The following is a 25,278-nucleotide window of genomic DNA, read 5'->3' as shown; positions in this document are numbered from 1 at the left end:
CTGCTCAGCCAAGCAGCCGGGCCAGCGTCAACAGCGCCAGCAGGAGCATCCAGAGCACCACGCTGCGCCATACCAGGCCGACTGCGCTGGCCAAATGGGCCAGCTGGGGTTCGGGCTTGGTCGCCACGCCTTCGGCCTCTTCCGGTTTTCCTTCGCGAGCGTTCAGACGCACGTTGATTGCGCCGGAAGTGGCGGCCAGAACCACGCCATCGGTGCCCGGACCGAACTGTTCGGCTTCACCCCGCCAGCTCGCCACAGCCTCCTCGAAGTTGCCCACCACCGCGAAACCCAACGCGGTCGCGCGGGCAGGCACATGGTCTATCCACTGCCATCCCGTGGCTGCGGCCTGCTGGGTGGCTTGACTGGGAGTGCCATCGGGGCGCATCCGCCAGTTGCGCGAGAGATACTCGGCCATGCGGTAGAACACCGCCCCGGCAGGCCCCAGTCCGAGCAGCCAGCACACGACAAACGCCGCCAGCACACCAAAGACGTGGCGGTGCGCGGCCAGCACCGACTGTTCGATCACCTGCCGCAGCACTTCGGCCCGGGGCAGGCTGCTGGTTTCCACATGCAGCCACTGCGCCAGCTTTTCACGGGCGAGCAGGTCGTCACCCACCTCCAGCGCTTGTCGGATGTCGGTGAAGTGGTGGCTGAACTGACGAAAGCCCAGCGTCACATAGAGCACCAGCACCAGCCAGACGAATGACAGCACGTTGCTGAACTGCCAGAGGCCCCAGTACACCAGGGTCGCCAGCAGGCCCGGCACCATGGTGGCCAAACCCCAGGCCAGCCATCCGTGCACCGCCTGGCCGGTGTCCAGGTTGCGGCGCACCAGCCGGGCCCAGCTTCGCAGACCAGCAAACACGGGGTTGTCGATCGACAGGGGACGTGCCTGTTCGATCAGGAAAGCCAGCAGGATGGCAAAAAAGATCATGGCCCGATGATAGCGAGCGCCCCGCAGGGCCCGACGCCTCAGGCGGTGAGGAAACGATACAGGTTGCGCAGCATTCCGGCTGTGGCCCCCCAGATGAAGCGCTCCGTCGCACCTTCCTGGTAGGGCATCGAATACCACTCGCGCATTTCACCGTTCCACTCGAATCCATGGCGGCGGTGGTTGACCGGATCCATGAGGAACTCCAGCGGCACCTCGAACACATCGTCCACTTCGCCCGGGTTGGGCAGCAGCGCGAACCCAGGATGCACCAGTGCCACCACCGGTGTGATGTGGAACTGTGTACCGGTCACGTATTCCGGCAGGCTGCCCAACACCTCGATGTGCACGGGTTCAAGACCGATTTCCTCCTGGGCTTCGCGCAAGGCGGCAGCCGTGGCGTCCCGGTCTTCGGGATCGACCTTGCCTCCGGGAAACGCAATCTGCCCGGAGTGGGTGGACAGGTGGGCCGTGCGCTGTGTCAGCAACAGTCCCAGGCGCTCGCGCACCACCAGCGGGATCAGCACAGCCGCTGGCGCTGGCGCCCGGTCGGTGAAACGGCGCTCGCGAACCAGCTCCGGAGTCCACACCGGAGGGCGCGCGAAGCGCTCGCGCAGCCCTTCGGGAGTGAGGCGACTGGGAGATACGGCTTCCTGCGCCTCTGCGCCGGCCCCCTGCAGCACGGGCACCTGGCGCGGATCAAAGGCGGGTGGATAGCGCGTTGGTGCAGAGGAGGACATGGTCACGAGTATGAAACAGGCACAAAAAAGCCGCTCGGGTGAGCGGCTCTTGGCGAAAGCAGTGCGCTTATGCGCCCAGCTTTTCCTTGATGCGGGCCGACTTGCCGCTGCGCTGGCGCAGGTAGTACAGCTTGGCACGGCGCACGTCACCGCGGCGCTTGACTTCGATCGAAGCGATCAGCGGGCTGTACAGCGGGAAGGTCCGCTCCACGCCTTCGCCGTTGGAGATCTTGCGCACGATGAAGCTGGAGTTCAGGCCACGGTTGCGGCGGGCGACCACCACGCCTTCGTAGGCCTGCACGCGCTTGCGGGTGCCTTCGATCACGTTCACGTTGACGATCACCGTGTCGCCAGGGGCGAATGCCGGGATGGTCTTGCCAAGGCGAGCAATTTCTTCCTGCTCGAGGGTCTGGATGAGGTTCATGGTTTCCTGTTCAACGATCGTGGCCGCGCTACACAAGAGGCTGTAATTCCCTGACCGCGCTGGAAGCGGTCACCGGTCACAACGGCCGGCCAGAGGATCGAAAAGCCTTGGATTATAGCTTTTTCAGGGAGCGCAGGAAAACTTCGTCGGCGGACGAGAGCCGCCCGGCCTCCCGGGCCTGCGCCAGCAGGTCCGGCCGCTGGTGGGCGGTAAGGGCCAAGCTCTGCTCCCGGCGGTAACGCGCTATGCGCTCGTGGTGCCCGCCCATGAGCACCTCGGGCACTGCGACAGAGCCCTCCGGACCGTTCCAGACTTCGGGCCGGGTGTGGTGCGGGCTGTCCAGCAGGCCATCCAGTGCCGGATTGAAGCTGTCCTGCTGGTGGCTGCCCTCATCGCCCAGCACGCCCGGCATCAGGCGCGCCACCGAATCCAGCAGGGCCATGGCCGCAATCTCGCCGCCCGAAAGCACGAAGTCGCCGAGGCTGATCTGGCGGTCCACGCAGGCGTTGATGAAGCGCTGGTCAATGCCTTCGTAGCGGCCGCAGACCAGCACCGCTCCCGCGCTTTGCGAATAGCCGACCGACATGGCATGGTCCAGCCGCTGGCCGATGGGCGAGAACAGCACCACCGGCGCGCAGCCCCCCTCGGGGTCGGCGCGGTCGGCGCGGTCGGCGCGGATGGCCTGCAGGCAGCGCCACAGCGGCTCGGCCATCATGACCATACCCGGCCCGCCGCCAAACGGGCGGTCGTCCACGCGGCGGTAGTTGCCCTCGGCAAAGTCGCGGGGATTCCACAGGCGCACGTCCACCTGCTTCGATTCGAACGCACGGCGGTTGATGCCGCTGCGGAAGAACGGCTCAAAGAGCTCGGGAAACAGCGTGATGACGTCAAAGCGCATGGCGCGCTCCGGTCAGTAGTCGGTATGCCAGTCGGCGGTGATGCGGCGGGCTTTCAGGTCCACATCGTCAATGTAGGCCGCCACAAAAGGCACCATGCGCTCGGCCATCTTGGCGACGCCATCCACCGTCTCGGTGTATTCCATCACCAGCACCGAGGTCGGACCGGTGGGCATGAGGTCGCGCACCACTCCGAGATGCACGCCTTCGCGGTTGACCACGTCCAGACCGATCAGGTCGACCCAGTAGTACTCCCCGTCGGCGGCGGCCGGGAAGGCGCTGCGGGGCACATGGATGCGCACGCCCTTGAGCGCCTCGGCACCATTGCGGTCCGCCACACCCTCCAGACGGGCGACGAGGCCATCGGAATGCACTTTGATCTCTGCCACGCGCACATGCACAGGGCCTGGAAACGCCGAAAAGCCACGCGCGAAGCGGGCTTCGGGCGGCAACAGGAACCAATCAGATGATTCGAACAGCGCGCGGGTATCGGCGCTGTGCGGCTGGATGTGGACCCAGCCCTTGACGCCCCAGGCGTCAAGAAAACGGCCCAGTTCGACCGCATCCGCCGGCAGAGGCGATGCTTCGAACGGGCCGCTCGAGGGGATCACTGCGAACGCAGGGCGATCAGGCAGCGGCCTTGGCGGCGGCTTGCTTGACCAGACGGGCCACGGTGTCCGACGGCTCGGCGCCGACGCCGGTCCAGTAGGTCAGGCGGTCCTGGGCAATGCGCAGGGGCTCTTCGCCGCCCTTGGCCAGGGGGTTGTAGAAGCCGATGCGCTCGATGAAGCGGCCATCGCGACGGTTGCGCTTGTCGGCGACCACGATGTTGTAGAACGGACGGGCCTTGGCGCCGCCGCGGGAGAGTCGAATGACGACCATGATTTATCCTTCGGGTGGTGGTGAACACCGGCACAACACGTGACAGTGTTTTCTCGCAGCGCTTGAGACACACGACTGACCACCCGGCCAGCGAAACGCTGCAAAGCCTGCCATTATAGCCGGCTGCCTACAGAACCCAAGCACCTTATTTCTACCCCTCCCATGCCCCTGATCCGCCCCAGCACCGAGCACGATCTGCCTGCCGTAACGCGCATCTACGCCCACCATGTGCTGCACGGCACGGGTACCTTCGAGACCACGCCCCCCTCCCTGGAAGAGATGACCGCCCGCCGCGCCGACGTGCTGTCCAAGGGTCTGCCCTGGCTGGTGGTGGAGGAAGCGGGCGAGATCCTGGGCTATGCCTATGGCAACTGGTTCAAGCCGCGACCAGCCTACCGCTTCTCGGTAGAAGACTCCATTTACCTCGCCCCCGAAGCTGCCGGCAAGGGTCTGGGCCGCGCGCTGCTGGCCGAGCTGCTCGCCGCGCTCGAACGCGGCGGCATCCGCAAGGTGATGGCGGTGATCGGAGATTCGGCCAACGCAGGTTCGATCGGCGTACACAAGGCCCTGGGCTTCGAACAGGTCGGCGTCGTCCAGGCCTGTGGCTGGAAGTTCGGTCGCTGGCTGGACATCGTGATGATGCAGCGCGCCATCGGCGAGGGCGACCGCACGCCGCCCGAGGCCGGGGCATGAGCCATCCGAAAAAGAACAAGACCCTGACCGTGTGGCTCGCCGTCCTGGGTGGCCACATGGGCCTGCACCGCTTCTACCTGCGCGGTCTGGGCGACTGGATCGGGTGGCTGCACCCCATCGCGTCGGCGCTGGGCTGGTGGGGCGTCGAGCGCGTACAGACCTTGGGGCAGGACGATGTGCTGTCGTGGTTGCTGATACCTTTTTTGGGCATGAGCATCGCCACCAGCTGCCTGGCCGGCATCGTCTATGCGCTGAGCGACCGGCCGCGCTGGAACGGCTGGTTCAACCCACACCAAGCACCCGAGGACGGCGCCGGCGCGACCAACTGGCTGACCATCGGTGCTCTGGTACTGAGCCTGCTGGTGGGCACCATCGCCTTGATGGGCAGTCTGGCCTTCGGCATCCAGCGCTACTTTGAGTACCAGGTCGAGGAAGCCAGAAAAATCAGCCAGTGAAACACGCGCCTCGTCAATTCAGCCAGGACATGATGAGCATGACGAGGGAAAGCGTGAACAGCGCCAGCGTGGTGGAAAGCCCCATGGCGGCAGTCGTGAGTCCTTCGGCCACCTCGTAGCGCTGCGCGAACAGAAACACGTTGGCGCCCATGGGCAGCGCAGCGGCCACCACCATCACCGTCAGCGGCAGGCCGCTGATGCCCCAGGCCCAGGCCGACACACCCACCAGCAGCGGCAGCAGCAGGTTCTTGGACGCCGTGATCCAGAGCGCGGGTTTCAGATGCCCGCCCAGTGGCGTGCGCGCCAGCGTGACCCCCACCAGCACCAGGGCCAGCGGGCCGAAGGCGCTGCCCAGCAGCTGCAGCGGCTTGTCGACCACCGCCGGCAGGCTCCAGCCAGTCTGGGCGAACAGCAGGCCGCTGATGATGGGCAGCGGAATGGGGTGGATCAGCGCACCCTTGAAAGCTGACCAGGCGGTCTCCAGCACATGGGGCGCGCGGTCGCCACCTTCGCGCACCTCGCGGGCGACCACCAGTTCCAGCACCACCGAGCCCACGGTGAGCAGGATCAGCGCGTGCACCGACACCAGGGTCAGCAGCGTCACCAGTGCCGCCTTGCCGTAGGCCAGCTCGACCAGGGTGATGCCGATCATCACCATATTGGAGAACACCCCGCCCAGCGCCATCACGACGCTGGAGCGGTTGAAGCCGCGCCAGGCGATGGACGCAGCAAGCAGCAGCAGCGCGGCAGGGAAATAGGCCGCCAGTGGCCGCAGGTCCAGCGCCTCGACGTGCACGCCGCTCATGGTTCGAAACAGCAGCGCGGGAATCAGCAGCAGGAAGACCAAGTTGGAGAGGTCCCGCACCGCGGTCTCGCGGATCCAGTCGCGGCGCCCGGCGAAGTAGCCCAGGGCGATCAGCAGGAAAACGGGGGTGAGGGAGGCGACGACGGGATGGCTGGCGAGGTTCACCCGGGCGATGCTACCCGCGCCCCGTCAACCCTGCCCGGTCTGGGCCAGCATCTGGCGCGCAAAGGGCTCCAGCACGGACCGGGCGTAAGCGCGCCGCTCGGCGGCCCCGGGCAGTTGCACACCCACGGGTCCGTCGATGACCAGACAGGCCAGGCCGTGTACCTGCGACCAATAGACCATGGCGAGCGTGGCCACCTGGTCGGCGCCGTGGATTTCCGACACCAGCCGCTCCAGCTGCGCATAGGCCGAGGTGCCGGACTTCTGGGCCTCGGGGAAGCGGGTGACGTCGCACAGCTCCGGGCGGAACATGACCCGGAACACGCCCGGGTGGTCGATGGCGTAGCCGACATAGGCCAGGCCTGAGGCGATGCCCGCCTCCAGCCGGCCCACGTCGGAGATCTGCTCGTTGGCCCGCGCCAGCCGGGCGCTCAGCTCGGTGAAGCCGCGCATCACCAGCTCGGCCAGGATGGCCTCGCGGTCGGCGAAGTGGTGGTACGGCGCCTGATGGGTCACGCCGCTGCGACGCGCCACCTCGCGCATGGACAGCGCTGCCAGGCCCTCGGCCTCGAGCAGGTGCTCGGCGGCTTCGAGGATGCGCTGTTTCAGGTCGGGCTGTGCGGGGTCTGTGGAACGAGGAGGCATGGCCCGAGTGTGCATCACTTGACACTGTCAAGTCGACTCTCTACGATATCCAACCAGACACTGTCTAGTTGATACCAGCGAAACCCGCCCAGGAGCGACCAATGTCCCCGGATACCGTGTTTTCCCTTTGCAATGCGCTGGCGCTGCTGGCCTGGATCGCCCTGATCGCCTCGCCCGCGCATGCGCCCTGGAGCGCCCGGGCGCGCTGGCTGTCCGGCCGCGCGGTGCCGGTCCTGCTGTCGGCCGTGTACGCCCTGATGCTGCTGACCCACTGGCGCGGCGAAGGCGGCTTCGGCAGCCCGGCCGAGGTGCGCGCGCTGTTCGACGTGCCCGGCGTGCTGGTGGCTGGATGGGTGCACTACCTGGCCTTCGACCTCTTCGTCGGCAGCTGGATCGCCGCCGAGGCCGCGCGCCTGGGCTGGCCGCACGCCCTGCTCGTGCCGCTGCTGGTGCTGTGTTTCCTGTTCGGACCGCTGGGCGTGCTGGCCTTTGCCCTGGTCCGCAGCGTCCGCCGTTCCGCCGTCCCATCCACCACCGGAGTCGCCCCATGAAACCCTCCTCCACCCTCACCCTCGCCATCGCGCCGGACCGCACACATTTGATCGCCCCGTCTGCCCTGCTGCGCGAAGCCCTCGAACGCCAGCGCACCCTCACCATCGCCGCCCTGCTGATCTGGGCCGCCATGCTCCCGGCGCTGGTGGCGCTGGGCCTGGACGAACGCACCGTGCGCGAGGTCAACGTCTGGATCAAACCGCTGAAGTTCATGGCCTCGATCGGGTTGTTCTGGCTCAGCACCGCCTGGTTCGTCGGTCTGCTGCCCGAGGCACAGCGGCGCCACGCCAGCGTGCGCGCGCTGGTGGCGGTGGCCCTGGCCGCCGGCCTGTTCGAGATCGGCTACATCACGCTGCAGGCGGCGCTGGGCCAGGCCTCGCACTTCAACTTCAGCAGCCCGTTCCACCAGGTCATGTACACGCTGATGGGCCTGGGTGCGCTGGCAATGACGGCGACGCAGCCGGTGCTGGCCTGGCGCATCACGCGCCACGGCCGCGCCGACCTGTCGCCCGTGTGGCGAAGCTCAGTGGTGTTGGGGCTGGTGCTGACCTTCGTGCTCGGCGCAGGGGCTGGCGGCCTGCTGGGTTCGGTGCAGCCACCGTCGGGCGCGGGTCTGCCGGTGGTGGGCTGGCACCTGGGCGGTGGTGACCTGCGGCCGGCGCACTTCGTGGGCATGCATGCCCAGCAGTTCATCCCGTTGGTTGGGGCCCTGCTGGCCACTGCGGGTGCGGACCGGCGCTGGCTCTGGGGGTTCGTCGCGCTCTACACTGCATGGTGGGTGGGCACGATGGCGATGGGCCTGGACGGCGCGGTGTTCACGCCGCCGCCCGCAGCCTACAGCACCAGCGCTACTTGACACCGACCGCCTCGGTCATGCGGTAGTACAGGCCATAGGGGTCGTTCTGCAGCACGTGGAACTTGCCCTCGACCACGACCGCATTGAGGCTGTACTTCACCGGCTCGCGGGTGCGGATCTCGATCATGCTTTCTGGCCCGCCGGGCGTGCAGAACGAGCAGGTGGGCGGCACCGACGCCAGCAGGAAGTGGCGCTGCTGCTCGCCCGGCCCCAGCGGCAGCATGAAGCCCTGCACCTTCTGCATCTTCTGGTTCAGAGCCTGCACGCCAGGTGTGTAGACCGGTGTGATGCGCTTGTTCTTCACCTCGGTCTTGATGTCGGTAAGCAGCGACCAGGGCACCACGTCCTCGCGCGGCTTGAGCGGCGCAAACGGCGACAGCGGACTGTGCACCCCAGCCCCCTGCCCTTGCACATGCGGCGGCACGACGGGATCGGCTGCAGCCCCGGCGGCCGGCGCGGCAGGCGTGCCAATGGGCGACGTCAGCTGCGCCAACGCCAACCCGGAGAAACAAGCCAGCGGCAACAGCAAGCAACGAGAAAGAAAGTTCATATCGAGAGCAAGGACTTCATTCGAGAACGCCGCGGAACTGGCTTCGCCAGGCCGCAGGCGTTGCCCCCTTGAGGGGGTGACGCGCGAAGCGCGGCGCGGGGGTGGGCCATCAATGCGCGTGCTTCATCCCACAGTATTTGCCAATCGCCAGACCCCTGCACGCGGCCTGAAGTTCCGCCATGCAGACCTTCTCGTCCTTCTTGGTCTCCAGGCACTTGGCCGCGCCCTCGTGGGCCGCGGCCATGGCGCGGTGGCGCTGGATGTCTTCCTGCAGTTCCTTGTCGGAGTGCTGCGCCAGCGCGGCGGTGGTCATGCAGGCGGACAGGGCCAGGAAGAGAGCGGTCTTTTTCATCGGTTTCACCTCGTGTTCAACAACTGGGTCACATCGACCCGATAGGCGCTGACGGCCGGCACCAGCGCCGCCACCACCGCCACCCCCAGGGCCAGCAGCGGCACCCACCCTTCGGCGGGCACCCACTGCCAGCCCGTGATGGCCAGCGACTGCTGGTCCATCAACATCTGCCCCATCAGCGCGGTCAGACCGTGTGCCGCCAGCAAGCCCAGCGTGCAGGCCATCAGCGCCAGCCACAGCGATTCGCACAGCACCAGCGCGCCCACGCGGGTCGGCGGCGCGCCGAGCATGCGCAGCATCGCCAGGTCATGGCGGCGCTCGCGCACCGCGCCCCAGAGCGCGATGAACACCGACAGCCCGGCCACCGCCAGCAGCACCGCGCCCAGGCCTTGCAGCACACGCGTGCCCACACCCACCATGCTCAGCAGGCGCGTGATCTCCACCGCCGGCGAGGCCGCCTGCATCGGCGTGCTGTCGTTGATGAAGCGCGGAAAGCTCGCGGCCGCCAGCGGCGTGCGGTAGCGGATCAAGGCCAGCGTCACCTCCCGGTCGGCCTCGATGGCCGCGCGGTCTTCTTCGTCCATGTCCTCGGTGGCGTGCATGTCGTCGTGCACCTTCCAAACCGATTCGGTCGCCGTCAGCACCAGCCGGTCGAGCACACAGCCGCAGGGCGCGAGCACGCCGTTCACCGCATAGAGCGCCTCGCCGTGCACCGCGCCGCCGCTGCCCAGGCCGTGCGCACCGACGAAAGACTGGCCTAGCGCCAGACCGGTGCTGCGCGCCACCTGGGCGCCCAGCACCGCCTGCATCGGCGCGGTCCAGAACGCGCCCTGCGCCAGGGTCGCGCCGTAGTGGATCGCGTAGTCCGGCGTGGTGCCGACGATGCGGAAGCCCTGCAGGTTGTCGCCCAGGCTCAGCGGAATCAGCTGCGCCACCTGCGGGTGCGCCTGCAGCTTCTTCACCTCGTCCAGAGGGATGTTGCCCGGCGGCACGTCGATGTGGAACACACCCGCCAGGATCAGCTGCATCGGGCTGCCCTTGGCGCCGACCACCGCGTCGATGCCCTGCAGGTCGCGCTCGAACGCACGGTCCACCTGGTGCTGTGCGATCAGCACGAAGGCGATCGAAGCCAGTCCGAGTGTGAGCAACAGCAGGTTCAGCGCCGTGGACAGCGGACGCGACCAGAGGTAGCGCCAGGACAGGCTCAGCACGTTCATGCCACTCCCTCCCTCGCCAGCCGCAGCGTCTGCGCGGCGGGCAGCGCCTGCACCACGCGTGCGTCGTGGGTCGAGATCACCAGCGTCGCGCCGACCTCGGCGGCACCACGCTGCAGCAGCGCCAGCGCGGCCGCACAGGCCTCGTCGTCCAGGCTGGCCGTGGGTTCGTCGACCAGCAGCACTTTGGGCTGCAGCAGCAACGCCCGCGCCAATGCCACCCGCTGAGCCTGGCCACCCGAGAGCTGCGACGGTTTGCGCTCCGCCAGAGAAGACAGGTCCAGCGCCGACAGCGCACGCCCGATGGCGCCCCGGTCCACCGGCAGTCCGGCGGCGAAGAACACCAGCGCCAGGTTGTCGGCCACCGACAGCGCTTCGCTCAGGAACAGCTTCTGCGGCAAAAAACCCAGGCAACGCGCGCGCCAGCGGTCGCGGGCCGCGCCGGCCAGCGTGTGCACCGTCTGCCCGGCCACCACCACCTCGCCCGACGCCGGCGTCAGCAGGCCCGCCACCAAGGCCAGCCAGGTGGACTTGCCGCTGCCCGAGGGCCCGCGCAGCAGCAGCGTGCCGCCATGCGGCACCACCAGGTCGGGGAAGCTCAGGACAGGCGCCTGCGGGTAGGAGAAGGCAAGGCCGCGGGTCTCGATCACGGGCGGGGCTCCGTCGCCGGGCTGCCCGCAGGGTCGGCACAGTCGGCGCAGGTGCCGTGCACGGCCATGTCCAGCCGCAGGCCGCGGTGCCCCATGCCCGCCAGCGTGCGCATCAGCTCGTCGGCCACGGCCCGCGCCGGTTCGCTCGCCGAGGCCAGGCGGAACTGCCGATGGCAGGCGTCGCATTCGAAGCGCGGCGCAGTGCCGTCCTCACTCAGGTCGGCCAGTCGGAAGCGCCAGGTGCGCGCGTCGTCGTCGGTCTGGCGCTGCAGCACACCACAGGCGGCCAGGCGTTCCAGCAGCCGGTAGAGGGTGACGCGGTTGATATCCAGCCCGCGCGTCTGCAGCGAGGCCAGGGCCTGGGCGTGGCTGAGCGTGCCCTGCGGGTTGGCCAGGAACAGGCCCAGCACCGCGCGTGTGGCCAGGGTGCGGCGCAGGCCGGCGGCTTCCAGACGGGTCTGGATCTCGGCCGGCACGGTCACCGGTTCTTTGGGGCTGGGTCGGGTTGCCATGGAAGGCCTCCATTATCGCAACAATGTTGCGTTAACATTCGCGCTATCGCAATTGAGTTGCAACAGTTTACACAGCCCAATGACAGGCCCCCAAGCCCCCACCATCACCCTGCGCGACTTGACGCTGGGCTACGAGCGCCACCCGGCGGTGCACCACCTGAGCCTGCACATTGAACCCGGTGCGCTGGTGGCCGTGGTCGGTCCCAACGGCGCCGGCAAAAGCACCTTGGTCAAGGCGCTGGCCGGCGCGCTGGCGCCGCTGTCGGGCCACATCGAAGGCCTGCGGCGCGAGCACATCGCCTGGTTGCCGCAGCACAGCGAGCTCGACGCCAGCTTTCCCATCGACGTGCGTGGCATGGTGGCCAGCGGTCTGTGGCGGCGGGTCGGCGCGCTCGGGCGTTTCACCGCCGCGCACCGGCAGCAGTGCGATGCCGCGCTGGCCGCGGTCGGCCTCTCGGGCTTCGAGAGGCGCGGGCTGGACACGCTCTCGGGCGGGCAGCTGCAGCGCGCGCGGTTCGCGCGGCTGGTCCTGCAGGACGCGCCCGTGGTGCTGCTGGACGAACCCTTTGCCGCGGTGGACCAGCGCACCACCGCCGACCTGCTGGCCCTGTTGCACGGCTGGCAGCGCCAGGACAAGACGGTGATCGCCGTGCTGCACGATCTGGCGCAGGTGCGCGAACACTTCCCCCAGACCCTGCTGCTGGCGCGCGAGCCGGTGGCCTGGGGCGCCACGGCCGAGGTGCTGACCGACGCGAACTGGGCCCGCGCGCAGTCGCTGCGCGAACCCTTCGACGAGCAGGCCGGCGAATGCGAGACCGGCTCGCCCGCCAGGGGGTATCACCCGCACATGCACTCGCAGGGCCCCGCGCTGGAGGCCACGCCATGAACGAAGGCAACCTGATCTTCGGTCCCTTCATCGAATTCGCCTTCATGCGCCAGGCCCTGCTGGGCTGCATCGCGCTGGCGCTGTCGGCCGCTCCGGTGGGCGTGTTCCTGATGCTGCGGCGCATGAGCCTCACGGGCGACGCCATGGCGCACGCCATCCTGCCGGGCGCGGCCATCGGCTACCTGCTGTTTGGCCTGTCGCTGGCGGCCATGACGGTGGGCGGCATCGTCGCCGGTCTGGCGGTGGCCATCGGTTCCGGCCTGGTGGCGCGCCACACGCTGATCCGCGAGGACACCAGCCTGGCGGCCTTCTACCTGATCTCGCTCTCGCTGGGCGTGCTCATCGTCTCGGTGCGCGGCAACAGCGTGGACCTGTTGCATGTGCTGTTCGGCTCCGTGCTGGCGCTGGACGATGCGGCGCTGGCGCTGCTCTGGGGCATCACGGGCGTGACGCTGGTCACCCTGTTCCTGATCCGACGACCGCTGATCCTCGAATGCCTGGACCCGGGCTTCCTGCGCCAGGTCAGCGGGCTGGGCGCGGTGGCGCACGTCGGCTTTCTGGCCCTGCTGGTGATCAACCTGGTGGCCGGCTTCCACGCACTGGGCACGCTGATGGCGGTGGGCATCATGGTGCTGCCTGCCGCCAGCGCGCGCTTCTGGGTGCGGCGCCTCGGCCCGCTGGTGGCCGTGGCCACCGGCATCGCGCTGCTCACGTCCATCGCCGGCCTGCTGCTGTCCTACCACGCCGACTGGCCGACCAGCCCGGTCATCGTGCTCGGCCTGGGCACGGTCTACCTGCTGTCCATGGCCTTCGCGCCGCGCGGCGTGCTGCGCCAGCGTCCCACCGGCCCGCGCCACCTGCGGGCCTGAACCGTTTTCTCCTCCCATCTCATTCCAAGGACCCGCACCATGCAACAGTACCTTCGTCGTCGCGCCATTGCGTCGCTTGTCACGCTCGGCGCCCTCGCCTTCAGCCCGCTGGGCCACGCCCAGACCACTGCCCCCATCCAGGCCGTAGCCAGCTTCAGCATCCTGGGCGATCTCGTCCGCCAGGTGGGTGGTGATCGCGTTCAGGTGGACGTGCTGGTCGGCCCCGGTGCCGACGCGCACGTGTTCCAGCCCTCACCCTCGCACGCGAAACAGGTGGCGCAGGCCCAGGTGGTGTTCGCCAACGGCCTCGGCTTTGAAGGCTGGATGCAGCGCCTGCTCAAGACCGCCGGGTACAGGGGCCAACCGGTGCTGGTCAGCCAGGGCATCAAGCCCCTGCAGACCGAAGAAGACGACCACGACCACAAAGCCGGGAAACACGGTCACCACGACCACGGCGAACTCGACCCGCACGCCTGGCAGGCCGTCCCGAATGTGATCACCTATGTGGCCAACATCGCCAAGGGCCTGTGCGCGGCCGACGCCGCCGGCTGCGAGGGCTACAGGAAGAACGCCGCGGCCTACACCACCCAGCTCCAGACGCTGGACACCGAAATCAAGGCCGCCTGGGCCGCCATCCCGGCCGGGCAGCGCAAGCTCATCACCTCGCACGACGCCTTCGGCTACTACGCCAAGACCTACGGCGTGAAGTTCCTGGCGCCACAGGGTGTGAGCACCGACAGCGAAGCTTCGGCCAAGGGCGTGGCCCAGCTGGTGCGCCAGATCAAGAAGGAACAGATCAAGGCCCTGTTTGTCGAGAGCATCTCCGACCCGCGACTGATCGAACAGATTGGCCGCGAAACGGGCGTCAAGCCCGCTGGCGAGCTGTTCTCCGACTCCCTGTCGGACACCAGCGGCCCGGCCGGGACCTACATGGCCATGATGCGAGTCAACACCATGGCCATGACACAGGCCATCAAAGGCCAGTGAACCGGCGCACGACCATGGGTTTCAACGCTGCACCACGCGACCGACGCCTACCCGTGACCGTGCTCTCGGGCTTCCTGGGCGCGGGCAAGACCACGCTGCTCAACCATGTGCTGGCCAACCGCGACGGCCTGCGCGTGGCGGTCATCGTCAACGACATGAGCGAGGTCAACATCGACGCCTCGTTGGTCGAGCTCGGAGCCGAGAACGCGGGCGCCGCGCTCTCACGAACCGAAGAAAAGATGGTCGAGATGAGCAACGGCTGCATCTGCTGCACGCTACGCGAAGACCTGCTGCTGGAGGTGCGCAAGCTCGCGGCCGAAGGGCGCTTCGATTACCTGCTGATCGAGTCCACCGGCATCGGCGAACCCATGCCGGTGGCCGCCACCTTCGACTTTGAAGACGAGGACGGCGAGTCGCTCAACCAGGTGGCCCGCATCGACACCATGGTCACGGTGGTGGACGCGCTCAACCTGCTCGCCGACTTCACCAGCACCGACCTGCTGGAACAGCGAGGCGAGACCGCCGGCCCCGAGGACAACCGAACCCTGGCCGCCTTGCTGACGGACCAGATCGAGTTTGCCGACGTGGTGGTCATCAACAAGATCGACAAGGTCAATGCGGCGAGGCGCGACGAGGTGACCGCCGTGGTCAAGGCACTGAACCCGGTGGCCGAGGTCGTCTACGCCGACCACGGCCAGGTGCCGCTGCGGCAGATCCTGGGCACCGGCCGGTTCGACCTGGAACGCGCCAGCGCCATGCCCGGCTGGGCGCGCGAACTCGAAGGCGAGCACACGCCCGAGACCGAGGCCTATGGCATCGAGAGTTTCGTGCTGCGCAGCCACGAGCCGCTCCACCCATGGCGCTTTTCCACCTTCATGGACCTGCCCCTGCCGGGCCTGATCCGCGCCAAGGGCTACGTCTGGCTGGCCAGCCGGCCGCAGTGGGTGGTGAGCTACTCCCGCGCCGGCAACACCGCCACCCACGAACCGGTGGGCCGCTGGTGGGCCAGTGCCCCGCGCGACCGCTGGCCGTCAAAGGGATCGCCACAACGCCAGGCCATCGAGGCGCGCTGGAAAGAGCCCTGGGGCGACCGCCTCAACGAGGTGGTGTTCATCGGCCGGAACCTGGACCGCGCCGCCATCGAGCAGGCCTGGAAGGCCATGCACTTGAACTACACCGAAAGCCGCAAGGGCCTCAAGGGGTGGTCCGAGCTGCCCGACCCTTTCCCGCAATGGGAAGCCACCGCCGAAACCGCCTGACCGCAGGAGCACACTATGTCCCAAGGACTGATCCCCGTCACCATCCTCACCGGCTTCCTCGGCAGCGGCAAGACGACGCTGCTCAACCACATCCTCAAGGCAGACCATGGCGAGCGCATCGCCGTGATCGAGAACGAGTTCGGTGAATCCGGCATCGACAACGAGCTGCTGGTGCAGGACGCCGGCGAGCAGATCGTCGAGATGAACAACGGCTGCATCTGCTGCACCGTGCGCGGCGACCTGGTGCGCATCCTGGGTGAGCTGGCCGCCAAGCGCCAGGCGGGCGCGCTAGCGTTCGACCGCGTGGTGATCGAGACCACCGGCCTGGCAGACCCGGCGCCGGTGGCGCAGACCTTCTTCGTCGACGAAGACATCGGCATGCACTACCTGCTGGACGCCATCGTCACGCTGGTGGACGCGGTGCATGCGCCAGATCAACTGCGCGAACACCACGAGGCGCAGGAACAGGTGGGCTTTGCCGACCGCATCGTGCTGACCAAGACCGACCTGGTGCCGATGACCGACATCCTGACCCTCAAGGCACGGCTGATGCGCATGAACCCGCGCGCCGCCATCACCGATGCCAGCTTCGGCCAGATCGACCTGCAGGAAGTGCTGGACCTGCGCGGCTTCAACCTCAATGCGATCCTCGAGATTGAGCCCGACTTCCTGACCGATGTGGACCACGCGCACGACGATGATGTGAGTTCGTTCGTGTTTCGCGAGACGCGGCCACTGGACCTGGCGCGCATCGAAGACTTCCTGGGTGCCATGGTGCAGGTGCATGGCCCCAAACTGATGCGCTACAAGGGCATCCTTCACATCGAAGGTGAAGCCCGCCGCATCGTGTTCCAGGGCGTGCACATGCTCATGGGAGCGGACCGTGGTGTCCCCTGGCGCGACGGTGAAACGCGCGAGTCGCGCATGGTGTTCATCGGCCGCGATCTGCCCAGGGACCTGCTCCTGCAAGGGCTTTCGCAGTCGGTCGCTCCGCCTCAGGTCACCCATTGACCGCCGCCCGGGATGCCGGCGGGATGCCCCGCCCGCTATCCGCTATCCGCTATCCGCTAAGATCATTCTTATTGCGAATAATTATCAATTGATATATGTCAATCAGAACCGCCATGCCTCTGCCAAACCACACCCGCCGTCGCCTGCTGCAGGCGACCGCCGCCGCCGCGGCCCTGCCCACCAGCCTGGTCCATGCCCAGGGCACCCGCACGCTCAAGGTGGTCTCCCCCTGGGAGGTGATGACCCTCGACCCGTCAAAGACCGGCTACATCTTCACGCGGCTGGAGGTGGCCGAAACCCTGGTCGAGGTGGACGACAAGGGCCTGTTCGTGGGCGGCCTGGCCAGCCGCTGGACCACCTCGGCCGACGGGCTGGAGTGGCGCTTTGCCATCCGCCCCACGGCGCGCTTTCATGACGGCACCCCGGTCACCGCGGAGGCCGTGGCCGCCTGCCTGCAACGGGCCCTGGCCCAGCCTGGCCTGTTGCGCAACACGGGCGCGCAGCAGATCGCGGCGAAGGGCGGCGAGCTGGTGTTCCGGCTGGCCAAACCCTTCAGTGCGCTGCCGGCCTTCCTCGCGCACAACAGCACGCTGATCCTGGCGCCCGCGTCGTACGCGGCCGACGGCAGCGTGCGGCAGGTCATCGGCTCCGGTCCCTACCAGGTGGTTGAGGTCCAGGCGCCGCAGTCCCTGCGCACGCGCCGCTTCGAGGGCTTCGATGGTCGCAAGCCGGTGATTGAGGCGGTGGACTATCTGGGCGCCTCGCGCGGCGAGACGCGGGGCATGATGGCCTCGTCGGGCCAGGCCGACCTGGTCTACACCCACGACCCGGTGGGCTACGAGCGCCTGCGCGCCAACCGCAAACTGCAGCTCCACCGGCTGCCCTTGCCCCGCACCATCTACATCAAGGTCAACGCCGGCCACCGCTTCCTGGCCGACCTGCGGGTGCGCCGGGCCATGAGTCTGGCGCTGGACCGCAGCGGCATGGCGACCGCCCTGATGCGCGCGCCCGAGGCCGCCGCCACCCAGCTGTTCCCGCCGGCCGTGGCCGAATGGCATGTGCCCGGCCTGGCGCCGCTGGCGCAGAACCTTGAACAGTCGCGCGCGCTGCTGCGCGAGGCGGGCTGGCAGGCGGGCGCCGACGGCGTGCTGCGCAACCAGGCCGGCGAGGCGTTCAAGCTCACGCTGCGCACCTTCTCCGACCGACCGGAACTGCCGCCCCTGGCCACCGCGATCCAGGCCCAACTCAAAGCCGTGGGCATCGACATGGCGGTGAGCATCGGCAACTCCAGCGAGATCCCCAGCGGCCACCAGAACGGCTCGCTGGAGCTGGCCCTGGTGGCCCGCAACTACGGCCTGGTGCCCGACCCGCTGGGCATCCTGCTGCAGGACTTCGGCCCCAAGGGCGGCGACTGGGGCGCCATGGGCTGGCACAGCGTCCAGGTCAGCCAGACCCTGGCCGACATGAGCCTGATGGTCGATCCCAAGCGCCGCTCCGCGCTGCGCGGCGCCATCGCCACCGTTCTGCAGGCCGAGCTGCCGGTCATTCCGGTGGCCTGGTACCAGCACTCCATGACCGCCAGCACGCGCCTGGTGAACGTGAGCGTGGACCCGCTGGAGCGCAGCTACCGCATCAGCCGCATGGGCTGGGCCGCGTGATGCCGGGCCGTCTGCTGTCCCGCCTGCTGCTGCAGGTGGTGTTCGTGCTGCTGGCCGTGGGCACGCTGTGCTTCGTGATGGCCGAGTCCCTGCCCGGCGACTCGGCCTACCGCATCGCGGCCGGCCGCTACGGCTACGACGTGGTCAACACCGAGATCGCGGAATCGGTGCGCGCCGAACTCGGCCTGGACCGCCCGGCCCTCGTGCGCTGGGCCGCTTGGCTGGGGCAGATGGCGCAGGGCGACCTGGGCCGCTCGGTGGTGCTGGGCGACACGGTGGTCTCGCTGCTCGCGGTGCAGCTGGGTCACACCCTGTGGCTGTCGCTGGTGGCCTGGGCCCTGGCGCTGCTCCTGGGCTTGGCGCTGGGCCTCTGGACCGCGCTGCGCCCCGATGGCTGGCTGCGCCACGCCATCGACCAGCTCAACACCGTGCTGCGCGCCAGCCCGTCCTTCCTCATCGGTGTGGTGCTGTCCACGCTGCTGGCGGTGGAACTGGGCTGGTTCCCGGTGGCCGGCCATGAAGAGGCCGACCATGTCGTTCTGCCAGCGCTCACGCTGGCCCTGGCGCTGTGTCCCGGCTTCACCCAGGTGGTGCGCGACGTGGCGCTGAGGCTGTTGCGTTCGGACGCGTTCGAGTTCGCCCAGGTCAAGGGCTTGCCGTTGCGCGCCGCCCTGTGGCGCCACGCACTGCCTCAGGTCCTGCTGGCCACGCTGGCCTATGCGGGCGTGCAGCTGGTGCTGCTGATCGAAGGCATGGTGGTGGTGGAGACCCTGTTCGCCTGGCCCGGCATCGGCCACGCCCTGGTGCACGCCGTCATCGCGCGCGATGTGCCCATGGTGCAGGGCACTGCCGTCACCATGGCCCTGCTGTTCGTCCTGCTCAGCAGCGCGGTGGACCTGCTGCTGCATGGGCTGGACCCTCGCCTGGCCGACGCGCAGACCGCGCGCCGCCAGCCCGACGCACCGGCTCCCGCCAACCCCACCGCGGAGCCCACCCCATGAAAGCCACAACCCTCGTCTCCAGCGCACTGCTGGCTGGGGTGGCGGCCACGGCGCTGCTCACCCCGTTCCTGGCGCCCGACCCGCACACGCAGGACCTGATGGCCAGCCTGCAGGCGCCTGGCGCCGCGCACTGGCTGGGCACCGACCACCTGGGCCGCGACCAGCTGGCCCGACTGGGTGAAGGCCTGCGCACTTCGCTCGGCCTGGCCCTGGCCTCGGCCGCTCTGGCCGTGGCCCTGGGCACGGTGCTGGGTCTGCTGGCCGCGGCGCGCGGCGGCTGGGTGGACCGGGCCGCGTCGGTCGCGGCCGACGCGGTGGCCTCCATCCCCGGCCTGCTCTGGGTGCTGCTGATCGCCGCCATGGCCCCGGGCCAGAAGTGGGCGCTCTACAGCGGCCTGGTGCTCACCGCCTGGGTGGAGTTCTTCCGCCTGATGCGCTCGCACACGCGCTCGGCCCTGCTGGGACAGCCGGTGCAGGCGGCGCGCCTGCTGGGCTTCGGCCCGGCCTACATCGCCTGGTGGCACGTGCTGCGCCCGGTGGCGGGTGTGCTGGCCCGCCTGTGGGCCTACGCGGTCGCCACGGCCGTGCTGGCGATTGCCGCGCTGGGCTTCATCAGCGTGGGCCTGCGCCCTCCTCAGGCCGAGCTGGGCCTGATGATGACCGAGGCCCTGCCCTATTACTACGAAGCGCCCTGGCTGCTCGCCGCACCGGTGGTGGCGCTGGTGCTGGTGATCGGTGCGCTGCAGGCCGTGGTCGGCCGCGCGGCCGATGAGGTCCACACAGGAGTGCCCACATGAACGCACCCAACACACCCAGTCACATCGCCGGCGAGACCGTGCTGCGTGTGCAGGACCTGTGCATCGCATTGCGACCCAGCAAGGCGCTGCCCGTGGGGCGGATGCTGCTGCAAGGCTGCAGCTTCGAGCTGCGGGCCGGCGAACGGCTCACCCTGGTGGGTGAATCCGGCGCGGGCAAGTCGCTGCTGGCCCAGGCCATCATGGGCACGTTGCCCGGCGTCATGCAGGCCAGCGGCCAGGTGCAGATCGTCGGTCGCGAGACGCACGGCCAGCGCACGCTCACACAGCCGCTGTGGGGCACCCAGATCGTGATGCTTCCGCAGGAACCCTGGACCGCCCTCAACCCGGTGATGCGCCTGCGCACCCAGGTGGCCGAGGCCGGCCGCTACGCCGCCAGCCGCCGCTGGCCCGAGGCGCTGGAGCAGGCCGACCGCCACCTCGCCGCGCTGGGCCTGGCCCACGCCGGTCGGCAGTGGCTGCACCAGGTCTCGGGCGGCATGGCACAGCGCGTGGGCATGGCCTGCGCCAGCCAGAGCGATGCGCGCGTGCTGATCGCCGACGAGCCCACCAAGGGCCTGGACGCCGGTGCCTGCGAGCAGGTGGCCCGGTTGCTGGCCGACGCCCAGCAGCAGGGCCAGGCACTGCTGACCATCACCCACGACCTGGACCTGGCGCTGCGGCTGGGTGGGCGCGTGGCCGTGATGCGCCAGGGCCACATCGTGGAAGCGGGCGATGTGAACACGGTGCTCCAGGCGCCGCAGCATGGCTACACGCGCGAGCTGATCGCGGCGCAGCCGCGCCACTGGCCCTCGCTGGCCCCGGCGCGCGGAGCGGCAGCGGGCGACACGGTCATCGCCGCCGAGCAGGTGAGCGTGAGCTTTGGCGAACGCGCCGTGCTGCAGGGTGCGAGCCTGCCGATTGCCGAGGGCGAGTCGGTGGCCGTGGTCGGCCCCAGCGGTTGTGGCAAGACCACGCTGGGCAACGTGATGGTGGGCGCACTCACACCGCGCCAGGGCACGGTCCGGCGCCGCGCCGGGGTGCCGGCCTGGCGCTTCCAGAAGCTCTACCAGGACCCGGTGGCCTCGTTCGCACCCGGCCAGACCATCCGCCGGGGTCTCGACGATCTCCTCAAACTGCACCGGCTGGACGCCACCCCCATGGCCCACTGGCTGCAGCGGCTGCGCCTGTCGGACGAGCTGCTCGATCGCCTGCCCGGCGAGGTCTCGGGCGGCGAGCTGCAGCGTCTGGCCATCCTGCGCGCCATGCTGCTGCAGCCGGTGTTCGTGTTCGCCGACGAGCCCACCTCGCGGCTGGACGCGCTGACCCAGCGCGAGACCATGGCCGCCCTGTGCGAAGCCATGGCCGAGAGCGACTGCGCCATGCTGCTGGTCAGCCACGACCCGGACCTGGCGCGCCAGGCCACGCACCGGCAGACCCGGTTCGCGGCCGGGCGGCTGCACCAGCCCTGAGCCGCCTCAGGCGCGGGCCACGGCGCGCGTCAGCGGCCGGCCCATGCCCCACTGGGCCCACTGGCTGAGCTGGGCGCGCAAGCCCGGTGCGGCCTGTGGCGCGTCGTCGGCCTCGGCGTCTTGGACCGCCAGTTCGTCCAGCCAGGGCTGCGATGCGCTCCAGATCTGCGGGCGCTCCACCGGCCACACCGGTGTGAGACCCGTGTCGGTGGCGGGCGCCTGTGCATCGGCCTGGGGCAGCGCCGGAGCCAGGTCGGTGGACGGCAGGGGCTGCGCGGCGGCCACGCGTTCGCGCAACACGGTTTCTAGCCCCTGGACCCGGACGGTACCGGGCGATTCAAGGGACAGCGCGCGCGGCTCGGCGGCGGTGTGCATGTGGCGCAGCCCGTCCGCCGAGCGCTCTTGGGGGGCCGCGTCTGTCGGCGTCAGGAAGAAGCGCTTGGCCACCGGGGTGGCGTCGGCGCGCTGCGGTGCCTGGGGCTGCGTCTGCTCCGGCGCCACCTGAGGCTCCTGCGGTGCCTGCGGCACGTCCAGCAGGTGGTTCCAGTTCTGCGGCGCCAGGGCCGTGGCTTCCACCGAACCCACCGTGGCCTCCAGCGACCAGTTGCCGCCCAGTGTGGGCGAGCCGGTGACGAACAGCGAGGCGGCCACGTCCGCCTGGGTGTACTGCGAGAGCAGCAGCATGGCGTTCAAGCCGTCCTGGCCGCCCGCGAACTCGCAGGCGTAGATAAGGATGTCGGCCTCCACCGTCAGCGACTGGGCGATGGTCTGCAGGGCCTGGATCTGCCCCGCCTGCACGTTGCCGGCGTTGATGTCGCCCAGGCCCAGGGTCACCGTGCCCTCGCTGCCGTGGCTGACGATGTGGATCGCCTCGATGCCGGTGCGACCGGCCAGCGCGCTGGCGATCTGGTCCAGCCCATCGGTCTCGGTGGACAGGATCACCAGCTCGCGGCCGTCGAGGGCAAACGCCTGGGGATCGGGCACGCGCGCATCCACGAACACGATCTGGTTGGGGTACGTGGGCGAGTCGGGGGCCACACCCGTTTCATCGCCACCCTGGGGCGGCGGGTCCTGGCCCGGATCGGTGGTCACACCATGCACCGTCACAGTGACCGTGGCCTCGGAGGAACCACCCAGCCCATCGGTGACGGAATAGGTCAACGAGGTCTCGCGCGTGTCGCCGGAGGCCAGGTCGTCGAAGTCGCCGTTGGCGTCGAAGATCAGGCTGCCGGAGTCGTCCAGCCAGAAGCGGCCGCCGGTGCTGCCGGTCACGACGCCGGGCAACACCACCTGCAGCTCGTCGCCGTCGGCGTCGCTGTCGTTGCCCGTCAGGCTCCCCAGCGACTGCAACGCATCCTCGTCGGCGTCGAAGCTGTCGTCCTGGGCCACCGGGTTGTCGTTTGCCCCGAGCACGGTCACGGTGACGGTGCCGGTCGTGCTGGCGCCCAGGTCGTCGTAGAGGGTGTAGACGAACTGCGTGTCCCGGCTCTCGCCCGCACCCAGGTCGTCGAAGTCGGTGCCGGGGTTGAAGACCAGGCTGCCCGAGTCGTCGAAGCTGAAGAAGCCGCCCTGGTCGCCGGCCCCGGTGGCCGAGGTGTCCGCCCAGAGTTCGCTGCCGTCCACATCCGTGTCGTTCACCGTCACGCGGCCGAGGGACATGGCCGCGTCTTCCGAGGCCACATACTGATCCGCCTCGGCCACCGGCGCGTCGTTCACACCGTGCACCGTGACGGTGACCGTGGCCGACGACTGGCCGCCCTCGCTGTCGTGCAGCACGTAGGAGAAGCTGGTGTCGCGCGTCTCGCCTGCGGCGAGATTGTCGAAAGCACTGCCGGGAATGAAGATCAGGTTGCCGGCGTCGTCCTGGGTGAAGGTGCCGCCGTTGGAGCCTTCCGTGGTGTTGATTTCGGCCCAGAGTTCGCTGCTGTCGACGTCGCTGTCGTTGGCGCGCACACTGCCCAGGGTGTAGGCGCCGTCTTCGGTCACGTCGTAGTGGTCGTTCTGGGCATCGGGTGCGTCGTTGGCGCCCTGCACGGTCACCGTGATGGTGGCGGTGGCGGTGGCGCCCTGTTCGTCATGCAGGGTGTAGGTGAAGGTGGTGTCGCGCGTCTCGCCCGCGGCCAGGTCGTCGAAGGACGAGCCCGGGAGGAACACCAGGTTGCCCGAGTCGTCGGTGCCGAGGCTGCCGCCCGCCGAGCCCACGGCGTTCAGGGGCGTGGCGCTCAGCGCGCCACCTTCGGGGTCGCTGTCGTTGGCCAGCACCTGCCCGAGCAGGGTCGACCCGTCTTCGCTGACGGTGAAGGCGTCGTCGGTCGCGACGGGTGCGAAGTTGACTTCACCGGTGAACGAGTCGATACGCACCGCCTGCTCGTTCATGGCGCCACCGGTGGCGGCGGTCCATCCGAAGTGCACCGTGCTGCCAGAGCCGAAGCGCCCGGCCGACAGCAGGCCCGTGGCACTGCCCATGGACACGCCATTGAACGAGTAGGACAGGGTTTCGGTCGCCGCATCCCAGCTCACCTCCACCGGGTACCAGGTGCCATCCTCGATGTCGCCCAGGTCCTGCGCGGCCACGATGACCTCGCCACTGTCGGAGTCCCAGATCGAGGTGTGGTCGTTGGCGAGGTCGGGGCCGCCGTTGTTGTAGGTGTCGAACTCGATCACCACGCCGTTGGCAATGCCCATCGCGCCGAGCCCACCACCCGTGTCGCCCAGTGCCAGCGCACCATCGGGGTCGTTGTGCATGATGAAGGTCACGCCGTCGGCCCCCGAGTCGCTGGTGCCCAGGTAGACGCTGAACGACAGGCTGAAGTCCTCGGTCAGGTCGATCTCGAACGAGGACTGCGCGCCACCGCTCTGGCCGCCGGTGTTGGGTGTGAGGCGGATGGTGTCGGGCGCCACGGCGGTGGCGCTGCCCGACAGCGTCAGGTTCGTGGCCAGGGCGTCGCCGGTATAGGCGGGCAGCTCGCCCTCCCACGAGGCCATGTCCAGTGACTGGGCCTCGATCTCGCCCGTGCTCTGCTCCAGCGCCCAGTCGCCGCCCAGCGACTCGTGGCCGGTGGCGTCGGTGGAGGCGGCCACGTCGGCGCCGGTGATGTCGGCGATCAGGTCCATCGCCTGCAGGCCGTCGGCGCCGGCAGCGTAGTCGCAGGCGTAGATCAGGATGTCGCCGTCGGCGGACAGGGCCTGGCCGATCAACTGCAGCGACGTCAGCTGGGTGGTCTGGATGGTATCGGCGGTGATGGCGCTGCTGCCCAGCAGGAGCTGTCCATCGCTGCCGTGGCTGACGATGTGGATGGCATCGACGCCGGTGCGGCCGGCCAGTGCGTTGGCGATCTGGGTCAGGCCGTCCTGCCCGGTCGAGAGCACCACCACTTCGCGGCCGTCGGCAGCGAAGGCGCCGGGGTCGCTCACGCGGCCATCGACAAACACCACTTCGTTGCGAGCCGACGGTGCCGGCTCGGTGGCCAGGTCGGTGTCGTCGTCGGAATCGTCGTCGGTGCTGGCGTTGGTGTCTGGGGTGGGCGGTTCCTCCGCAGCGGCGTCCACCTCCTGCGCGGCGGCCTCGTATGTCTCTTCCGTCACCGCGACTTCGCTGGTGTCGTCGTCGCTCGTCTCTGTGGCGGGGGTGTGCCCGGTGGTGGCCGCCGGCTGCTCGCTGGCGTCTGGCTCCGCCGTGTCGGCGTTTTCAACGGCGCTGGACTCGGGGGCCTGTTCGCCATCGGTCTCGACGGCGGTGACCAGCATGGCGCCGTCGAACAGGATGCGGGGCTCCAGCGCCATCACCGAACGGCTGCGCGCCGGACAGCTGCTGCGCACCGCACGCGCCGACGAGGTCCCCGACGAATGGGCCGTGGCGCTCTCCGGCGCCGCGACATAACAACCCAGGCTTGGATTCCAGATCGACCTGTAAGACTTGTTCATGCCTGTGTCCTCTGCACCAGGCATCGACGCTGCTGGTGCGCGTCTTGGGACGGAATGCCGGTACACCCACTTCATCGGCAAGCAGCACGTCAGACTGA

At 69.0% G+C, this 25,278-nt stretch carries 27 protein-coding genes; 13 read left to right on the top strand and 14 right to left on the bottom strand.

All coding sequences use genetic code 11. From position 1 onward, the window contains the following. Nucleotides 1-4: 4 nt before the first annotated feature. The 6 genes from ACFOPI_RS16370 to rpsP all read right to left on the bottom strand — a co-directional run bounded on the left by ACFOPI_RS16370 (nucleotide 5) and on the right by rpsP (nucleotide 3,873). Nucleotides 5-934, bottom strand: coding sequence for a CobD/CbiB family protein (locus ACFOPI_RS16370; RefSeq protein ID WP_382175976.1), 930 nt, complete (start codon nucleotides 932-934; stop codon nucleotides 5-7). Nucleotides 935-972: 38 nt separating this feature from the next. Next, nucleotides 973-1,671, bottom strand: a complete 699-nt coding sequence (locus ACFOPI_RS16365) for a CoA pyrophosphatase (RefSeq protein WP_382175974.1) — start codon at nucleotides 1,669-1,671, stop codon at nucleotides 973-975. A gap of 67 nt (nucleotides 1,672-1,738) precedes the next feature. After that, nucleotides 1,739-2,095: a 50S ribosomal protein L19 gene (gene rplS, locus ACFOPI_RS16360; RefSeq protein WP_066254627.1), complete on the bottom strand. Its 357-nt coding sequence runs from the start codon at nucleotides 2,093-2,095 to the stop codon at nucleotides 1,739-1,741. 112 nt (nucleotides 2,096-2,207) lie between these two features. Beyond that, the gene (gene trmD, locus ACFOPI_RS16355; RefSeq protein ID WP_382175971.1) at nucleotides 2,208-2,993 is read right to left on the bottom strand and encodes a tRNA (guanosine(37)-N1)-methyltransferase TrmD; all 786 of its coding nucleotides are present in this window, start codon (nucleotides 2,991-2,993) and stop codon (nucleotides 2,208-2,210) included. Nucleotides 2,994-3,005: 12 nt separating this feature from the next. Continuing rightward, on the bottom strand, nucleotides 3,006-3,602 hold the full coding sequence (gene rimM, locus ACFOPI_RS16350; RefSeq protein WP_382175968.1) for a ribosome maturation factor RimM: 597 nt from the start codon (nucleotides 3,600-3,602) through the stop codon (nucleotides 3,006-3,008). Nucleotides 3,603-3,618: 16 nt separating this feature from the next. Further along, nucleotides 3,619-3,873, bottom strand: a complete 255-nt coding sequence (gene rpsP / locus ACFOPI_RS16345; RefSeq protein WP_066253981.1) for a 30S ribosomal protein S16 — start codon at nucleotides 3,871-3,873, stop codon at nucleotides 3,619-3,621. A gap of 162 nt (nucleotides 3,874-4,035) precedes the next feature. Here rpsP and ACFOPI_RS16340 point away from each other — a divergent pair, with 162 nt between their 5' ends. Together ACFOPI_RS16340 and ACFOPI_RS16335 are read left to right on the top strand one after the other, a co-directional pair. After that, nucleotides 4,036-4,566 carry a GNAT family N-acetyltransferase gene (locus ACFOPI_RS16340; protein WP_382175965.1) on the top strand — a complete coding sequence of 177 codons (531 nt, stop codon included), beginning with the start codon at nucleotides 4,036-4,038 and terminating at the stop codon, nucleotides 4,564-4,566. Continuing rightward, nucleotides 4,563-5,021 (top strand): hypothetical protein, encoded by a 459-nt coding sequence (locus ACFOPI_RS16335; RefSeq protein WP_382175962.1) that lies wholly within the window; start codon nucleotides 4,563-4,565, stop codon nucleotides 5,019-5,021. Before ACFOPI_RS16340 ends, ACFOPI_RS16335 begins: the two co-directional genes overlap by 4 nt. Nucleotides 5,022-5,034: 13 nt before the next feature. On the opposite strand, the gene ACFOPI_RS16330 is transcribed toward ACFOPI_RS16335, so the two are convergent. Both ACFOPI_RS16330 and ACFOPI_RS16325 read right to left on the bottom strand, forming a co-directional pair. Beyond that, nucleotides 5,035-5,991, bottom strand: coding sequence for an AEC family transporter (locus ACFOPI_RS16330; RefSeq protein ID WP_382175959.1), 957 nt, complete (start codon nucleotides 5,989-5,991; stop codon nucleotides 5,035-5,037). Nucleotides 5,992-6,015: 24 nt separating this feature from the next. Then, entirely contained in the window at nucleotides 6,016-6,633 is a 618-nt protein-coding gene (locus ACFOPI_RS16325; RefSeq protein WP_382175956.1) for a TetR/AcrR family transcriptional regulator, read from the bottom strand. Between the two features lie 101 nt (nucleotides 6,634-6,734). Here ACFOPI_RS16325 and ACFOPI_RS16320 point away from each other — a divergent pair, with 101 nt between their 5' ends. Together ACFOPI_RS16320 and ACFOPI_RS16315 are read left to right on the top strand one after the other, a co-directional pair. After that, nucleotides 6,735-7,184 (top strand): abscisic acid-deficient protein Aba4 family protein, encoded by a 450-nt coding sequence (locus ACFOPI_RS16320; protein ID WP_382175953.1) that lies wholly within the window; start codon nucleotides 6,735-6,737, stop codon nucleotides 7,182-7,184. Continuing rightward, nucleotides 7,181-8,041 carry a hypothetical protein gene (locus ACFOPI_RS16315; protein WP_382175950.1) on the top strand — a complete coding sequence of 287 codons (861 nt, stop codon included), beginning with the start codon at nucleotides 7,181-7,183 and terminating at the stop codon, nucleotides 8,039-8,041. Before ACFOPI_RS16320 ends, ACFOPI_RS16315 begins: the two co-directional genes overlap by 4 nt. Here ACFOPI_RS16315 and ACFOPI_RS16310 read toward each other — a convergent pair. From ACFOPI_RS16310 to ACFOPI_RS16290, 5 genes are all read right to left on the bottom strand, one after another. Beyond that, the gene (locus ACFOPI_RS16310) at nucleotides 8,034-8,432 is read right to left on the bottom strand and encodes a DUF3299 domain-containing protein (protein ID WP_382175947.1); all 399 of its coding nucleotides are present in this window, start codon (nucleotides 8,430-8,432) and stop codon (nucleotides 8,034-8,036) included. The two genes, ACFOPI_RS16315 and ACFOPI_RS16310, sit on opposite strands and share 8 nt — an antisense overlap. 268 nt (nucleotides 8,433-8,700) lie before the next feature. Next, on the bottom strand, nucleotides 8,701-8,943 hold the full coding sequence (locus ACFOPI_RS16305; RefSeq protein ID WP_382175945.1) for a hypothetical protein: 243 nt from the start codon (nucleotides 8,941-8,943) through the stop codon (nucleotides 8,701-8,703). 5 nt (nucleotides 8,944-8,948) lie between these two features. Further along, nucleotides 8,949-10,160 carry an ABC transporter permease gene (locus ACFOPI_RS16300; RefSeq protein ID WP_382175943.1) on the bottom strand — a complete coding sequence of 404 codons (1,212 nt, stop codon included), beginning with the start codon at nucleotides 10,158-10,160 and terminating at the stop codon, nucleotides 8,949-8,951. Continuing rightward, nucleotides 10,157-10,807, bottom strand: a complete 651-nt coding sequence (locus ACFOPI_RS16295; RefSeq protein ID WP_382175941.1) for an ABC transporter ATP-binding protein — start codon at nucleotides 10,805-10,807, stop codon at nucleotides 10,157-10,159. Before ACFOPI_RS16295 ends, ACFOPI_RS16300 begins: the two co-directional genes overlap by 4 nt. Beyond that, a complete protein-coding gene (locus ACFOPI_RS16290) occupies nucleotides 10,804-11,319 on the bottom strand; it encodes a Fur family transcriptional regulator (protein WP_382175939.1) in 516 nt (171 codons plus the stop codon). The genes ACFOPI_RS16295 and ACFOPI_RS16290 overlap by 4 nt, the downstream gene beginning before the upstream one ends. Before the next feature lie 79 nt (nucleotides 11,320-11,398). Between ACFOPI_RS16290 and ACFOPI_RS16285 the strand changes: the two genes are divergently transcribed. From ACFOPI_RS16285 to ACFOPI_RS16245, 9 genes are all read left to right on the top strand, one after another. Further along, nucleotides 11,399-12,205 (top strand): metal ABC transporter ATP-binding protein, encoded by an 807-nt coding sequence (locus tag ACFOPI_RS16285; protein WP_084383038.1) that lies wholly within the window; start codon nucleotides 11,399-11,401, stop codon nucleotides 12,203-12,205. Beyond that, nucleotides 12,202-13,074, top strand: a complete 873-nt coding sequence (locus ACFOPI_RS16280) for a metal ABC transporter permease (protein ID WP_382175936.1) — start codon at nucleotides 12,202-12,204, stop codon at nucleotides 13,072-13,074. The genes ACFOPI_RS16285 and ACFOPI_RS16280 overlap by 4 nt, the downstream gene beginning before the upstream one ends. A 39-nt stretch (nucleotides 13,075-13,113) precedes the next feature. Continuing rightward, entirely contained in the window at nucleotides 13,114-14,061 is a 948-nt protein-coding gene (locus ACFOPI_RS16275; RefSeq protein ID WP_382175934.1) for a metal ABC transporter substrate-binding protein, read from the top strand. Nucleotides 14,062-14,075: 14 nt separating this feature from the next. After that, nucleotides 14,076-15,320: a GTP-binding protein gene (locus tag ACFOPI_RS16270; RefSeq protein WP_382177200.1), complete on the top strand. Its 1,245-nt coding sequence runs from the start codon at nucleotides 14,076-14,078 to the stop codon at nucleotides 15,318-15,320. 15 nt (nucleotides 15,321-15,335) lie between these two features. Further along, nucleotides 15,336-16,331, top strand: a complete 996-nt coding sequence (locus tag ACFOPI_RS16265) for a CobW family GTP-binding protein (RefSeq protein ID WP_382175930.1) — start codon at nucleotides 15,336-15,338, stop codon at nucleotides 16,329-16,331. Between the two features lie 113 nt (nucleotides 16,332-16,444). Further along, nucleotides 16,445-17,989 carry an ABC transporter substrate-binding protein gene (locus ACFOPI_RS16260; protein WP_382175927.1) on the top strand — a complete coding sequence of 515 codons (1,545 nt, stop codon included), beginning with the start codon at nucleotides 16,445-16,447 and terminating at the stop codon, nucleotides 17,987-17,989. After that, the gene (locus ACFOPI_RS16255) at nucleotides 17,989-18,990 is read left to right on the top strand and encodes an ABC transporter permease (RefSeq protein ID WP_382175924.1); all 1,002 of its coding nucleotides are present in this window, start codon (nucleotides 17,989-17,991) and stop codon (nucleotides 18,988-18,990) included. Before ACFOPI_RS16260 ends, ACFOPI_RS16255 begins: the two co-directional genes overlap by 1 nt. Next, nucleotides 18,987-19,787, top strand: coding sequence for an ABC transporter permease (locus ACFOPI_RS16250; protein ID WP_382175921.1), 801 nt, complete (start codon nucleotides 18,987-18,989; stop codon nucleotides 19,785-19,787). Before ACFOPI_RS16255 ends, ACFOPI_RS16250 begins: the two co-directional genes overlap by 4 nt. Beyond that, a complete protein-coding gene (locus ACFOPI_RS16245) occupies nucleotides 19,784-21,256 on the top strand; it encodes an ABC transporter ATP-binding protein (RefSeq protein ID WP_382175918.1) in 1,473 nt (490 codons plus the stop codon). Before ACFOPI_RS16250 ends, ACFOPI_RS16245 begins: the two co-directional genes overlap by 4 nt. 6 nt (nucleotides 21,257-21,262) lie before the next feature. Here ACFOPI_RS16245 and ACFOPI_RS16240 read toward each other — a convergent pair whose 3' ends face one another. Continuing rightward, entirely contained in the window at nucleotides 21,263-25,180 is a 3,918-nt protein-coding gene (locus ACFOPI_RS16240; RefSeq protein ID WP_382175915.1) for a DUF4347 domain-containing protein, read from the bottom strand. Between the last annotated feature and the right edge of the window lie 98 nt (nucleotides 25,181-25,278).

Origin of the sequence: Hydrogenophaga luteola, assembly GCF_042648585.1 — a bacterium.
Classification (GTDB): Bacteria; Pseudomonadota; Gammaproteobacteria; order Burkholderiales; family Burkholderiaceae_C; genus Hydrogenophaga; species Hydrogenophaga luteola.
The sequence above is the reverse complement of the archived record's forward strand: the minus strand, read 5'-3'. Positions and strand labels throughout refer to the sequence as shown.